The sequence below is a fragment of the Curtobacterium sp. DN_7.5 genome (assembly GCF_022655355.1).
GTDB classification, from domain to species: Bacteria; Actinomycetota; Actinomycetes; order Actinomycetales; family Microbacteriaceae; genus Curtobacterium; species Curtobacterium luteum.
The window spans coordinates 803,650-817,302 of record NZ_CP093378.1 but is presented as its reverse complement, the minus strand read 5'-3'; the positions used below and the strand labels follow the sequence as shown (position 1 = coordinate 817,302).

The 13,653-nt window shown below is 72.1% G+C and carries 13 protein-coding genes; 8 read left to right on the top strand and 5 right to left on the bottom strand.

Annotated features, from left to right (window positions below; genetic code table 11):
• Positions 1-13: 13 nt before the first annotated feature.
• Positions 14-157: a hypothetical protein gene (locus tag MON03_RS03895; protein WP_022904930.1), complete on the bottom strand. Its 144-nt coding sequence runs from the start codon at positions 155-157 to the stop codon at positions 14-16.
• Here MON03_RS03895 and MON03_RS03890 point away from each other — a divergent pair.
• Complete coding sequence (locus MON03_RS03890) at positions 156-1,418, top strand: DNA recombination protein RmuC (protein WP_242090636.1); 1,263 nt, start codon at positions 156-158, stop codon at positions 1,416-1,418. The genes MON03_RS03895 and MON03_RS03890 overlap by 2 nt on opposite strands.
• Positions 1,419-1,572: 154 nt before the next feature.
• Here MON03_RS03890 and glpX read toward each other — a convergent pair whose 3' ends face one another.
• Positions 1,573-2,562: a class II fructose-bisphosphatase gene (gene glpX / locus MON03_RS03885; protein ID WP_175328504.1), complete on the bottom strand. Its 990-nt coding sequence runs from the start codon at positions 2,560-2,562 to the stop codon at positions 1,573-1,575.
• A gap of 220 nt (positions 2,563-2,782) precedes the next feature.
• On the opposite strand from glpX, the gene fbaA reads away from it, so the two are divergent.
• Entirely contained in the window at positions 2,783-3,811 is a 1,029-nt protein-coding gene (gene fbaA / locus MON03_RS03880) for a class II fructose-bisphosphate aldolase (protein ID WP_175328503.1), read from the top strand.
• Between the two features lie 171 nt (positions 3,812-3,982).
• Positions 3,983-5,242 (top strand): M18 family aminopeptidase, encoded by a 1,260-nt coding sequence (locus MON03_RS03875; protein ID WP_188889030.1) that lies wholly within the window; start codon positions 3,983-3,985, stop codon positions 5,240-5,242.
• Between the two features lie 27 nt (positions 5,243-5,269).
• Here MON03_RS03875 and MON03_RS03870 read toward each other — a convergent pair whose 3' ends face one another.
• The gene (locus MON03_RS03870) at positions 5,270-5,977 is read right to left on the bottom strand and encodes a DUF6264 family protein (protein ID WP_242090634.1); all 708 of its coding nucleotides are present in this window, start codon (positions 5,975-5,977) and stop codon (positions 5,270-5,272) included.
• Positions 5,974-7,038 (bottom strand): 4-hydroxy-3-methylbut-2-enyl diphosphate reductase, encoded by a 1,065-nt coding sequence (locus tag MON03_RS03865; protein ID WP_402743432.1) that lies wholly within the window; start codon positions 7,036-7,038, stop codon positions 5,974-5,976. The genes MON03_RS03870 and MON03_RS03865 overlap by 4 nt, the downstream gene beginning before the upstream one ends.
• Before the next feature lie 137 nt (positions 7,039-7,175).
• Here MON03_RS03865 and xseA point away from each other — a divergent pair, with 137 nt between their 5' ends.
• The 5 genes from xseA to MON03_RS03840 all read left to right on the top strand — a co-directional run bounded on the left by xseA (position 7,176) and on the right by MON03_RS03840 (position 11,758).
• Positions 7,176-8,414 carry an exodeoxyribonuclease VII large subunit gene (xseA, locus tag MON03_RS03860; RefSeq protein ID WP_242090632.1) on the top strand — a complete coding sequence of 413 codons (1,239 nt, stop codon included), beginning with the start codon at positions 7,176-7,178 and terminating at the stop codon, positions 8,412-8,414.
• A gap of 131 nt (positions 8,415-8,545) precedes the next feature.
• Entirely contained in the window at positions 8,546-8,806 is a 261-nt protein-coding gene (locus tag MON03_RS03855) for an exodeoxyribonuclease VII small subunit (RefSeq protein ID WP_242090630.1), read from the top strand.
• A complete protein-coding gene (locus tag MON03_RS03850; RefSeq protein ID WP_022902287.1) occupies positions 8,806-9,447 on the top strand; it encodes a DUF4245 domain-containing protein in 642 nt (213 codons plus the stop codon). Before MON03_RS03855 ends, MON03_RS03850 begins: the two co-directional genes overlap by 1 nt.
• 57 nt (positions 9,448-9,504) lie before the next feature.
• The gene (locus MON03_RS03845; RefSeq protein ID WP_022902288.1) at positions 9,505-10,119 is read left to right on the top strand and encodes a carbonic anhydrase; all 615 of its coding nucleotides are present in this window, start codon (positions 9,505-9,507) and stop codon (positions 10,117-10,119) included.
• Positions 10,120-10,336: 217 nt separating this feature from the next.
• Entirely contained in the window at positions 10,337-11,758 is a 1,422-nt protein-coding gene (locus MON03_RS03840) for a class II fumarate hydratase (protein ID WP_277927274.1), read from the top strand.
• A 232-nt stretch (positions 11,759-11,990) separates the two neighbouring features.
• Here the strand turns inward: MON03_RS03840 and phoH2 are convergent, their stop codons facing one another.
• Positions 11,991-13,346: an RNA 5'-3' helicase PhoH2 gene (gene phoH2, locus MON03_RS03835; RefSeq protein ID WP_242090628.1), complete on the bottom strand. Its 1,356-nt coding sequence runs from the start codon at positions 13,344-13,346 to the stop codon at positions 11,991-11,993.
• Positions 13,347-13,653 lie beyond the last annotated feature (307 nt).

The following is a 13,653-nucleotide window of genomic DNA, read 5'->3' as shown; positions in this document are numbered from 1 at the left end:
TGCCCTAATGTCATTACATGGCGCTCGCGAGGTCGCCGGGGTGGGCGCGGCGTCGGCGGGCCGCGTCGGCGCGGCGCGAGGTCGCCGGTCGGCCGGCGGCGGCACGATCGACGGCCTGGAGGCGCGGTGTCGGTGGGTCCTGCCAGGGTCGCGTCATGCAGATCCTCGCCCTGGTCATCGGTCTCGTCATCGGCGTCGCCGTCGGCGCCGTCGTCGCGTGGGCACTCGCGCGCTCACGCGCCGGGGTGGACGCCGCCGCCGCGAACGCCACGGCGGACGCACTGCGGGCGCAGCTCGACACGGTGCGCGCCGACGCGGAGGAGCGCCTCGACGCGCAGGACGCCCAGTACCGTCGGCAGGTCGACTCCCTCGAGCGCCGTGCGGCGGAACTCGAGCACCTCGTGCAGCGGATGCACGGGGCGGACGCGGCCCGGAACCAGAACGAGTCGAAGGTCCTCTCGGCGCTGAGCCCGGTCGCGCAGACGCTCGACGTCATGCGCGCCAAGATCGCCGAGCTCGAGCAGTCCCGCAGCGAGCAGTACGGCGCCCTGTCCGCGCAGCTCCGGTCGGCCGCCGAGTCCGAGGAGCGCCTCCGGGCCACTGCGGACACCCTCGCGAGCGCGCTCTCGTCGAACAGCACGCGTGGTGTGTGGGGCGAGACGCAGCTCCGGAACGTGGTCGAGGCAGCCGGGCTCCTGGAGCGGGTCGACTTCGACGTGCAGAGCTCGGTCACGACGTCCGCCGGGGCGGCGCGTCCGGACATGGTCGTGCACCTGCCCGGTGGCAAGACCATCGCGGTCGACGCGAAGGTGCCGTTCAGCGCCTACCTCCAGGCCGCGGAGATCCCCGCCACCGCGACCGGCGCCGAGGGGGCTCGCCGCGACCAGCTCCTGCAGCAGCACGTCCGAGCGCTCCGCGCACACGTGGACGCCCTCGCAGCGCGGGAGTACTGGTCCGGGTACGACGCCTCCCCCGAGCTCACGGTGGCGTTCATCCCGTCGGAGTCGCTCATCGCGAGCGCCCTCGCCGCGGACCCGGGGCTGCTCGACCACGCATTCCGCAAACGCGTCGCTCTGGCGTCGCCCGTGACGCTCTGGTCCGTGCTGAAGACGGTCGCCTTCTCGTGGCAGCAGGACGTCGTGACGGCCGAGGCGCGCGAGCTCTTCCGGGTCTCCCGCGAGCTCTACGGACGCCTGTCCACGCTCGGCGGGCACGTCGACAAGCTCGGTCGGGCGATCCGGGGCACCGTCGTCGACTACAACCGCTTCGTGGGGTCACTCGAACGGCAGGTGCTGCCGAGTGCCCGGCGGCTCTCCCTGCTCGACGAGTCGAAGGTCATCGCCGACCCGGCGACGATCGACGACGAGCCGCGGCTGCTCACCGCGCCGGAGCTCGTCGGCGCCCTCGACGACGACTGACCTCGGTACTGCGGTTCGGGCGCGGCCTTGCGGACGCTCGTGCCGCACAACCGAAGTCCGCCCGAACCACGGGTACACCCGGTTCGGACGGACTTCGGTTGGGCGAGTACGAACGGCGCCACGCGGAGCGCGCGTCGGCCCCCGGGTCAGCGGATCAGAACCACTTCTCGGCGCGGTGGTCGGCCTGGATGCGACGGATGGTGTTCGAACGGGACCGGAGCACGATCGAGTCCGTGTGGATGACGCCGCGCTCACGCCGGACCCCGTCCACGAGCACACCGTCGGTGACGCCGGTCGCGACGAAGAACGTGTTGTCGCCCGTGACGAGGTCGTCCTGGTCGAGGACCTTGTCGAGATCGTGGCCGGCGTCGATCGCCTTCTGCCGCTCCTCGTCGTCCTTCGGCTGCAGCTTGCCGAGGATCACACCACCGAGCGCCTTGATCGCGCACGCGGTGATGATGCCCTCCGGCGTGCCGCCGACCCCGACGCACATGTCGATCTTCGACCCCGGCAGCGCCGCCGAGATGCCGCCGGCGACGTCACCGTCGAGCAGCAGCCGCGTCCCCGCGCCGGTCGCACGGATCGCACGGATGAGCTCGTCGTGGCGGGGCCGGTCGAGGACGGCGATCTGCATGTCCTCGATGTCCTTGTCCTTCGCCTTCGCCAGGGCCCGGATGTTCTCCCCGATCGGCTTCTCCAGGTCGAGGACCCCGCGGCCCTCGGCACCGGCGGCGATCTTGTCCATGTAGAACACGGCGGACGGGTCGTACATCGAACCGCGGTCGGACACGGCCATCACCGAGATGGCGTTCTGCCGGCCGGCAGCGGTCAGCGAGGTGCCGTCGATCGGGTCGACCGCGATGTCGCACGCCGGACCGTGGCCGTTGCCGACGTGCTCGCCGTTGTAGAGCATCGGGGCGTTGTCCTTCTCGCCCTCGCCGATCACCACGACGCCGTCGAAGTTCACCGTGCCGAGGAACTTCCGCATCGCGTCGACCGCGGCACCGTCGGCGAGGTTCTTCTCCCCACGCCCGACCCACGGCTGCGCACGGATCGCGGCGGCCTCCGTCGCACGGACGAGTTCGAGCGCGAGGTTGCGGTCGGGCTGGAGGAACAGGGAGCCGGTCTCAGTCGTGGGAGTCACGCTCCCAGCGTAGCGACGGCACGCCGCGAGGCGGGCCGGTCGCGAGCGCTGTGAACGCATGTGCAGCAAGGACGGAACGCGCGCGCGTGACCCGGACCGTGCCTCTCCCCACCGGGCACGGCCAGCCCGCCGCTGGCGCGGCTGTCCGGAACCGGCCGGCGGGGCCCCGTGCGGCTGACTAGGCTCAGCGAGGACACCACCGAAGTCGAAGGAGATCGCAGTGCCCATCGCAACGCCGGAACAGTACGCCGAGATGCTCGAACGAGCGAAGGCCGGCAAGTTCGCCTACCCCGCGGTCAACGTCTCGTCGTCGCAGACGATCAACGCGGTCCTCCAGGGGCTGCAGGAGGCCGGCTCCGACGGCATCCTCCAGGTCACCACCGGTGGTGCGGACTACTTCGCGGGGCACACGGTGAAGAACCGTGCCGCCGGCGCGCTCGCGATGGCGAAGTTCGCCCACGAGGTCGCGAAGAACTACGACATCACCGTGGCCCTCCACACCGACCACTGCCCGAAGGACGCGCTCGACGGTTTCGTCCTCCCGCTCATCGCCGCGAGCGAGGAAGAGGTCCGCCAGGGCCGCAACCCGATCTTCCAGTCCCACATGTGGGACGGCTCGGCGGTGCCGCTCGACGAGAACATCGAGATCGCGAAGACGATGATCGCGAAGACGCGGAACATCAACGCGATCCTCGAGGTCGAGATCGGCGTCGTCGGCGGCGAGGAGGACGGTGTCGCGCACGAGGGCACGAACGACGCGCTCTACACCACCCCGAACGACGTCGAGAAGGTCGTCGACGCGCTCGGCCTCGGCGACCAGGGCCGCTGGATCGCCGCGCTCACCTTCGGCAACGTGCACGGCGTCTACAAGCCCGGCAACGTCAAGCTGCGTCCGGAGCTCCTCGGCGAGATCCAGGCCTCGGTCGCCGCGAAGCATGGCACCGGCGAGAACCCGCTCGACCTCGTCTTCCACGGCGGATCCGGCTCGACCGACGACGAGATCCACGAGGCCGTGCACAACGGCGTCATCAAGATGAACATCGACACGGACACGCAGTACGCGTTCACCCGGTCGATCGCCGACTCGATGTTCCGGAACTACGACGGCGTCCTCAAGATCGACGGCGAGGTCGGCAACAAGAAGCAGTACGACCCGCGCGCCTGGGGCAAGGTCGCCGAGACCGCCATGGCCGCCCGCGTGGTCGAGGCCGCGAAGGTCCTCGGTTCGGCCGGCCACACCAAGGGCTGATCCGGCAGGCAACGGCCGGGAGGCTCCCCACCGGTCACGGCCGGGCCGCCGCTGGCGCGTCGGCCCGGTACCGGCCGGCGTGGGCCCAGGGGCGCGTCCGACAGGACGCGCCCCGTGCTGCGTCCGGTCGCTCTGGCCGCCGTCGGGGTGGTGCCGTGCCACGATGGTCGGGTGACCGCCGACGCCATCGCTTCCGAGTTCGCCCAGTACGTCACCGAGTCCCCGACCGCGTTCCACGCGGCGGCAGCGGCACGGGACCGACTCGTCGCGGCCGGGTTCACGGAGCTGTCCGAACTCGACGCCTGGCCGACCGCGCCCGGCGCGTACGTCGTCGTCCGGGACGGTGCGGTGATCGCCTGGCGTCTGCCGACCGGGGCGACGGCGACGACACCGTTCCGGATCCTCGGTGCCCACACCGACTCGCCGACCTTCCGGGTGAAGCCGAACCCCGCGGTGCGGACGCTCGGCTGGGAGCAGCTGAACGTGGAGGTCTACGGCGGCGCCCTGCTCTCGACGTGGTTCGACCGCGACCTCCGGATCGCCGGCCGGGTCGTCGACGCCGACGGCAGCATCCGGCTCGTGTCCACCGGCGCAGTCGCCCGGATCCCGAACCTCGCGATCCACCTCGACCGCGGGGTGAACGACGGCAAGGAGATCGACCGTCAGCGGCACACCATCCCGATCGTCGGCGTGGGCGGCGACGTCGGCGGGACCGACGTCCTCGGCTGGCTGCGCGACCAGGTCGGCGACGAGGCCGTGTCGTGGGACCTCTTCCTCGCGGACACCCAGGCGCCGGCCCGGATCGGTCTCGCGGGCGAGTTCCTGGCGTCCGGACGGATGGACAACCTCACGAGCGTGCACGCCGGAATCCGAGGCGTCGTCGAGGCGCCGTCCGACGGGGACCACATCCCGGTGTTCGCGGCCTTCGACCACGAGGAGATCGGCTCCTCGACCCCCTCGGGTGCGGGCGGGCCGTTTCTGGAGGACGTCCTCGGGCGCGTACAGGAGGGCCTCGGCGCCACCCGCTCCGACGCTGCTCGGGCGTTCCGGGCCTCGTGGCTGCTGTCGAGCGACGCCGGGCACCTCGTGCACCCGAACCAGCCGGAGAAGCACGACCCGACGAACCGCCCGCGGCCGGGAGGCGGTCCCCTGCTCAAGATCAGCGCGAACCAGCGCTACATGACCGAGGCGAAGGGCGAAGCGGTGTTCTCGGCGGCGTGCGACCAGGCGGGCGTCGAGTACCAGCCGTTCGTGAACGTCAACACGATCGCCGGCGGCTCGACCATCGGCCCGATCGCGGCGACGCGTCTCGGCATCCCGACGATCGACATCGGGGTGGGGCTGCTGTCGATGCACTCGGTCCGCGAACTCGTGCACGTCGACGACCTCGCGGCCCTGCACGGCGCCGTCGCGGCCTTCTTGGCGGGGTAGTCGGCAGCACCACCCGGTTCGACGCGCTCAGGCGCCGCCGCTGGACCGCAGCACGGCGTCGACCAAGCGGGGGTCCTGCAGGACGACGACGAGGAACGCCGTGACGCTGACGGCCGTCGACACGACGCCACCGAGCAGCGGGACCCAGAACGTCCACCGGCGTGCCCGCAGGCGACGGATCGACCACCACAGGGTCAGTGCGAAGAGCACCACGCTCGCGACGGCTCCGACGATCGCGGCGCCGGTGAGCACCGACGGGTCCGAGAACGTCGTGTAGCGCTGCTCGAACGTCTGCCGGACCGCCGAGGCCACCTGTCCGACCGACAGTGACTGCAGGACCGACCAGAGGCCGAGCACGAGGAGCCCGACGGTCATCCCGAAGTCGAGGGGCGAGGCGCCGAACCGGCTCGACGGGGCGGTGGTGACGCCTCCGGCGCGCGCCGGACGGGAGCCTGTCTGACCGGGTCGCGCCGGTGTCCCGGCGGTCTCGCGGGCCGCCTGCCCCCGGAGCGCCCGGGACTCGGCCTCGCGCTCGACGCGCTCCTGCTCGGCGAGCACCGGGTTCACCCAGCCCTCGGGCGCGTACTCGCCGTACTGCGGTGCCGGCGTGCCGTGGACGCGACCCGCTGCCGGGGCGGCGGCCGACGTCGCGGGGCCGCGACGGGCCTCCCGGCCGTCGTCGACGCGACCGTGTCCCGGGTCGTGCACTGGGGCCTCGGACCAGTCGCCGCTCATGCGCGCCGCCCGCCGAGCGCCCGGGTGGGCTGGCCGGACGCATCGGTCCGGAGTTCCTTCGGGAGCGAGAACATGAGGTCCTCGTGGGCAGTGACCACCTCTTCGACGGCGGCGTAGCCGGCATCGGCGAGCTGCTCGAGGACCTCGGTCACGAGTTCCTCGGGCACGGACGCGCCGCTGGTGACGCCCACGGTCCGGACCCCGTCGAGCCACTCCTGCCGGATCTCCTCGGCGTAGTCGATGCGGTGCGCGGCCGCGGCGCCGTGCTCGAGGGCGACCTCGACCAGGCGGACGCTGTTCGACGAGTTCGCCGACCCGACCACGATCACCAGGTCGGCTGCGGGAGCGACCTTCTTGATCGCGACCTGACGGTTCTGCGTGGCGTAGCAGATGTCGTCGGAGGGCGGGTCCTGGATGGTGGGGAACTTCTCGCGGAGCAGCCGGACGGTCTCCATCGTCTCGTCGACGCTCAGCGTGGTCTGCGACAGCCAGACGAGGTTGTCCGGGTCGGGAACCTGCAGGGCCGCGACGTCGTCCGGACCGTTCACCAGGATCGTGCGGTCGGGCGCGTGACCCATCGTGCCCTCGACCTCCTCGTGACCGGCGTGACCGATGAGGATGATCGTGCGGTCGGCCTTCGCGAAGCGCGTGGCCTCGCGGTGCACCTTCGTGACGAGGGGGCAGGTCGCGTCGATGGCGTGCAGGTCGCGCTCGGCTGCACCGGCGACGACGGCCGGTGCGACGCCGTGCGCGCTGAACACGACGTGGGATCCGCGGGGCACCTCGGCGACGTCGTCGACGAAGACCGCACCGCGCTGCTCCAGGGTCGACACCACGTGGACGTTGTGCACGATCTGCTTCCGCACGTAGACCGGCTCGCCGTACTGCTCGAGCGCCTGCTCCACGGCCACGACCGCACGGTCGACGCCCGCGCAGTACCCGCGCGGGGCGGCGAGCAACACCTTCTTGGTGCCGGCGACCGGCTCGTCCCGCAGTCGACCGCGCGCCGCGTGCACCCGCGGCGGGGCGAGGGGGACCGTGTGGCCGTTGGTGATCGTCACGTCCCCGATGATAGGTGAGCGGGACCCGCACGACCTGGGCACGGACCGGCCTGTGGAGAACGTCCCCGCGGCGCGGTGCGACCGGTCGTGTCACCGGTCTGCGGCAGCATGGGTGTCCCGCGTTCGGAAGGAGCGAGATGGCGATCGAACAGGGCCCGCCGACGGCCGACAACCCCTGGCCCGTCGCGCTCCTCGGCGCCAAGGTCCGCGACTGGATCGACCGGCTCGGCACCGCCTGGGTCGAGGGCGAGATCACGCAGTGGAACGTCGCGGGCAGCAACGTCTACGGCAAGCTCAAGGACGTCGAGGTCGACGCCACCGTGTCCTTCTCGATCTGGTCGAGCGTGCGTTCCCGGGTGCCAGCCGACCTCAAGCAGGGCGACCGCGTCGTCGCCGCCGTCAAGCCGAACTACTGGGTCAAGGGCGGTTCGCTCACGATGCAGGTCGTCGAGATGAAGCACGTCGGGCTCGGCGACCTCCTCGAACGGCTCGAACGGCTCCGGCGGACCCTGGCGGCCGAGGGGCTGTTCGACCCGTCGCGCAAGAAGCGCCTGCCGTTCCTCCCCCACCGCATCGGGCTGATCACGGGCAAGGACTCCGACGCCGAGAAGGACGTCAAGCGGAACGCGCAGCTCCGCTGGCCGCAGGTCGAGTTCCGCACCGTGCACACCGCGGTGCAGGGCGAACGCACGGTGGGCGAGGTCACCGCCGCGATCCGCGAGCTCGACGCCGACCCGACCGTCGACGTCATCGTCATCGCGCGCGGTGGCGGCGACTTCCAGAACCTGCTCGGCTTCAGCGACGAAGGGCTCGTCCGCGCAGCGGCAGCGGCGAACACCCCGATCGTCTCCGCGATCGGGCACGAAGCCGACCGCCCGATCCTCGACGAGGTCGCGGACCTCCGCGCCTCGACCCCGACCGACGCGGCGAAACGGGTCGTCCCCGACGTCGCCGAGGAGCTCGCGAACGTCCGGCAGGCCCGTGCCCGGCTGGGCCTGCGGCTCTCGCACACCCTCTCGGTCGAGGCCGACCGTCTCGCCGCGCTGCGCTCCCGGCCGGCGCTCGCCTCGACGGCGTGGCTCGTCGACACCCGTGCGGAAGAGGTCGCGCGGGACCTCTCCCGCGCGCGGGAGCTGGTCGACCGCCGACTCGAGCGGTCCCACGCGGACGTCGGCCACCTCACGGCCAGGCTCCGTGCGCTGTCGCCGCGCGACACCCTGCGGCGCGGCTACGCGATCGTCCAGACCGCGGACGGCGGGGTCGTCCGCGCCTCGGAGGACCTCGACGGCGCCACACCCGTGCACGTGACGCTCGGCGCCGGGACCGCCACCGGCACGCTCGCGCCCGACGGGCCGGGTCCGGACGGCGCGGTCTGAGTCCCGGCCAGGAGGCCCGTCCCGCGTCAGCTCCTCGGGTCCGGTCCTGCACGGGGCCGGCTCGGCCGCCGTCCCTCCACAGACGCCGGGCGGACGACGCCGGGTCGGTGGGCGCTCGGTAGGATCGTGGTGTGTCATCCCAGCAGGAACCCGAGCAGGTCGTCGACGTCGCCACGCTGAGCTACGAAGCGGCCCGCGACGAACTCGTGCGCGTCGTCGCCGAGCTCGAGCAGGGATCCGCGACCCTCGAGCGTTCGCTCGGGCTCTGGGAACGCGGCGAGGCGCTGGCTGCGCGGTGCGAAGAGTGGCTCGTGGGCGCACGGGCCCGGCTCGACGCCGCCCGTGCCGCTTCCGACGAGCGCGGCTCGGCCACGGACGGGGGTGGCGCCTGATGACGGACGCCGACGGACGCCCGATCGTCGCCGAACTCGGCCGCGCGGAGACCCCCGAGGAGACCTGGGCCCGCAAGGACGCCGCTCGCACCGCACGACGTCAGCACCAGACCGCCTTCAACCTCGTCATCGCGATGATCGCCTCGCTCGGCATCGTCCTGTTCCTCGTGGCCGTCGTCGTCCGACCGGACACCCAGGTCGTCGACCGCGCGGTCGACTACCGGCAGGTGGCGCAGGACGCCGACGTCCCCGGCGTGACGCTCGCGGCGCCGACGCTGCCGAAGGGCTTCTCGGCCAACCGCGCCGACTACAGCGACAAGGCAGCCGACGGCGTCGACGTCTGGACGGTGGGCTTCCTCACGCCCGACCAGCAGTTCATCGGACTGCAGCAGGGCGTGTCGGCGAACGACACCTGGGTCGCGAACCAGCTCGAGCAGAAGCCGGCGACCGGGTCCGTGACGATCGCGGGCACGAAGTGGACCGTGTACGACCGACGTGACGAGGGCAAGGGCGCCGGCAACGACGCGTACGCCCTGGTCCGGACCGCGGGCAAGTACACGTTCGTGCTCGCCGGCACCGCTGACGAGGCATCGTTCCGGACGCTCGCGACCGCGGTCTCGAAGCAGTTCCCGGACAGCTGACCGACCCGGCCACCACCGCTTCCCGAACCGATCCGACCGCCGCCCACGAGGAGCCCCATGCCCGACCGCGCCGCCTCCACCCCGTCCGACGCCCTCCGACTGCTCGTCGAGGGCAACGCCCGGTTCGCCGCCGACAAGCGCCGCACCGGCCGGATCGACCCCGACCGCCGATCGGAGCTCGCCGGGTCCCAGGCGCCGTTCGCGACCGTCCTCGGCTGCTCGGACTCGCGGGTGCCCTTCGAGCACGTGTTCGACGCGGGCATCGGCGACCTCTTCGCCATCCGCAACGCGGGCCAGATCGTCGACGATGTCGTGCTCGGCTCCATCGAGTTCGCGGTCGTCGCGCTCGGGACCCCGCTCCTCGTGGTCCTCCGGCACACGAAGTGCGGCGCCGTGGCAGCGGCCCGGTCGGGCGAGCCGGTCCCGGCCCCGCACCTGCAGACCCTCGTCGACGCGATCGCCCCGAGCGTCGAGAAGGTCCGCACCGCCGACGCCGAGCTGCCGCAGGAGTCGATCGGTGCCGCGCACCTCGAAGCCAGCCTCGCCCAGATCCTCGAACGATCCGGCGCCGTGTCCGACGCCGTCGCCGAGGGTAGGTTGGCGGTCGTCGGGGCGACCTACGACCTGGCCACCGGCGAGGTCTCGGTCGACACCGTCGTCGGCCAGGCCTGACGCGGCCCGGACGACCGGCCAGCCGTCCCGGCCGCACGACCGGGACAGTCCGGCCGCACGACCGGAACGGCCCGGCCCGTGACCACCGAACCGGCCCCGACCACGCACCACCGGCACGACGGTGACCGACCGTCACGACCGGCGCGGCGGACCACCTCCGCCGCAGCACCCACCGACGCGACCGCGCCGGAGCACACCGAGGAAGGACCACGACGACGTGACCGACACCACCCAGACCGCAGCGACGACCGATGACGGGTTCCGCATCGAGCACGACACCATGGGCGAGGTCCGGGTGCCGAAGTCGGCGCTCTACCGCGCCCAGACGCAGCGGGCCGTCGAGAACTTCCCGATCTCCGGCAGCGGCCTCGAGCCCTCGCAGATCGTCGCCCTCGCCCGGGTGAAGCGTGCGGCGGCGATCGTGAACGGTGCCCGCGGGATCATCGACGAGCCCGTGGCCGACGCGATCGTCTCCGCCGCGGACCGGATCATCGCGGGTGAGCACCACGACCAGTTCCCCGTCGACGTGTACCAGACCGGCAGCGGCACCTCCTCGAACATGAACATGAACGAGGTCCTCGCGACGCTGGCCTCGGACGTCGCCGGCACGGCAGTGCACCCGAACGACCACGTGAACGCGTCGCAGTCGTCGAACGACGTCTTCCCGACCTCCGTGCACGTCGCCGTCACCGAGGCCCTGACCCGCACGCTCGTCCCGGCCCTCGAGCACCTCGCGGAGGCGTTCGAGCGCAAGGCGACGCTGTGGGCCGATGCCGTGAAGTCCGGCCGGACGCACCTCATGGACGCCACCCCGGTGACCCTCGGGCAGGAGTTCGGCGGCTACGCGCGGCAGATCCGACTCGGGGTCGAACGTGTGAACGCCACGCTCCCCCGCGTCGCGGAGGTGCCCCTCGGGGGGACCGCCGTCGGCACCGGCATCAACACCCCGAAGGGCTTCCCGCAGGAGGTCATCGCGCAGCTCGCCGAGGACACCGGGCTGCCCATCACCGAGGCGCTCGACCACTTCGAGGCCCAGGGCGCCCGTGACGCCCTGGTCGAGGCGTCCGGCGCGCTCAAGGTCATCGCGGTGAGCCTGACGAAGATCAACAACGACCTCCGGTGGATGGGTTCCGGGCCGAACACCGGGCTCGGCGAGCTGCACATCCCCGACCTCCAGCCGGGCTCGTCGATCATGCCCGGCAAGGTCAACCCGGTCATCCCCGAGGCCACCCTCATGGTCGCGGCGCGGGTGATCGGCAACGACGCCACCGTCGCGTGGGCCGGCGCCTCCGGTGCGTTCGAGCTGAACGTCGCCATCCCCGTCATGGGCACCGCGCTGCTCGAGTCGATCCGCCTTCTGGCGAACAGCTCGCGCGTGCTGGCCGACAAGACGGTCGACGGGCTCGAGGCGAACCTCGACCGCGCCCGCGCCTTCGCGGAGTCGTCCCCGTCGATCGTCACGCCGCTGAACCGTGTCATCGGGTACGAGGCGGCCGCCAAGGTCGCGAAGTACGCCGTCGCGGAGGGCATCACCGTCCGCGAGGCCGTCGTCGCCCTCGGCTACGTCGAGCGGGGCGAGGTCACCGAGGAGCAGCTCGACAGCGCGCTCGACGTGCTCTCGATGACGCACCCGAGCTGACGCGCAGCGCGCGACGCGGCCGACAGACGGACGGGAGGCGCGGTGCCAGCTGGCACCGCGCCTCCCGTCCGTCGCGCGGTGGCGATGTTCCGGCGCGGGTCGCCGCCGCACAACCGAAGTCACCCCGAACCGCGCGATCACGCAGTTCGAGGTGACTTCGGTTGTGCCGAGCGCAGCCGGCCGCCGCCCAGCGGCGCGGCCGCCCAGCGGCGCGGCCGCCCACCGCGCTGCGCTACACGAGGTCCGGCGAGTCGAGCATCTCCGTCACGAGCGCTGCGATCGCCGACCGCTCCGAGCGCGTCAGCGTCACGTGCGCGAACAGCGGGTGCCCCTTGAGCCGCTCGATCACCGAGGCGATCCCGTCGTGCCGCCCGACCCGCAGGTTGTCCCGCTGCGCCACGTCGTGCGTGAGGACGACCCGCGAGTTCTGCCCGATGCGCGAGAGCATGGTGAGCAGGACGTTCCGCTCGAGCGACTGCGCCTCGTCGACGATCACGAACGCATCGTGGAGGGAACGGCCGCGGATGTGGGTGAGCGGGAGCACCTCGAGCATCCCCCGCTCGACGACCTCGTCGAGCACGTTGTCGGACACCACCGAGCCGAGGGTGTCGTACACCGCCTGCGCCCACGGGTTCATCTTCTCGGCCGCGTCGCCCGGCAGGTAGCCGAGCTCCTGCCCGCCGACCGCGTAGAGCGGGCGGAAGACCATGATCTTCTTGTGCTGCTGCCGTTCGAGGACCGCCTCGAGGCCGGCGCAGAGCGCGAGGGCCGACTTGCCGGTGCCGGCCGCACCACCGAGCGACACGATGCCGATCTCCGGGTCGAGCAGTGCGTCGATCGCGAGCCGCTGCTCGGCGGACCGCCCGCGGAGCCCGAAGACCTCGCGGTCCCCGCGCACCAGCGCCACCGAGCCGGCGGTGTGCACCCTCCCCAGGCCCGACCCGCGCTCGGAGTGGATGACCACCCCGGTGTTGACCGGCACGTCGGCGAGTGCTGCCGAGCGGATCTCCTCGTGCTCGTAGAGGTCGGCCATCTGCTCGCCGGACACCTGCAGGTCGGTGAGGCCCGTGTAGCCGCTGTCGACCGCGAGTTCGGCGCGGTACTCCTCGGCAGCCATGCCGATCGAGGACGCCTTGACGCGCAGTGGGAGGTCCTTCGACACCACGACCACGTCGAGCCCGTCGTTCGCGAGGTTCATCGCGACCGCGAGGATCCGCGAGTCGTTGTCGCCGAGCTGCAGCCCGGACGGGAGGACCGCCTGGTTGGAGTGGTTCAGCTCGACCCGGAGGGAGCCGCCGTCGCCGATCGCGATCGGGAAGTCGAGGCGTTCGTGCTCGACCCGCAGGTCGTCGAGGATCCGGAGCGCCTGCCGTGCGAAGTACCCGATCTCCGGGTCGTTCCGCTTCGACTCCAGCTCGCTGACGACGACCACGGGCAGGACGACCGCGTGCTCAGCGAAGCGGAACAGCGCCCGCGGATCGCTGAGGAGCACCGAGGTGTCGAGCACGTACGTGCGCTGGGCGACCGGTGTGGACGAGTCCGCGGAGTGCTGCTGCTGTGTTCCGCGAGAGACGTTCTGAGAGGTCACGACCACTCCATCCCCGGGCCGCGAAGGACCCGGTCCTTGTCCTCGACGCGGCCTCTGGAGCGGGTCTCGAAGCACCTGCTGCGGCCGCTTCGATCGGGCGCGGTGCCCGATGCGGTCAACCTACGACTGCCGTCGGCGGCGCGGAATCGCGACACGCGGCCTGTCCGGTTACGGTCGCGTGAACGCAGCCTGAGTGTCGCGCGTCGCGCCCGACGCGTGTGGCACCGGCCTGGAGGCACGGTGCGGGCCCGCCCCGCGCCTCCTGTCCGGCGGTGCGCCGCCGAGTCGCGCGCCCGCGGGGCCGAGT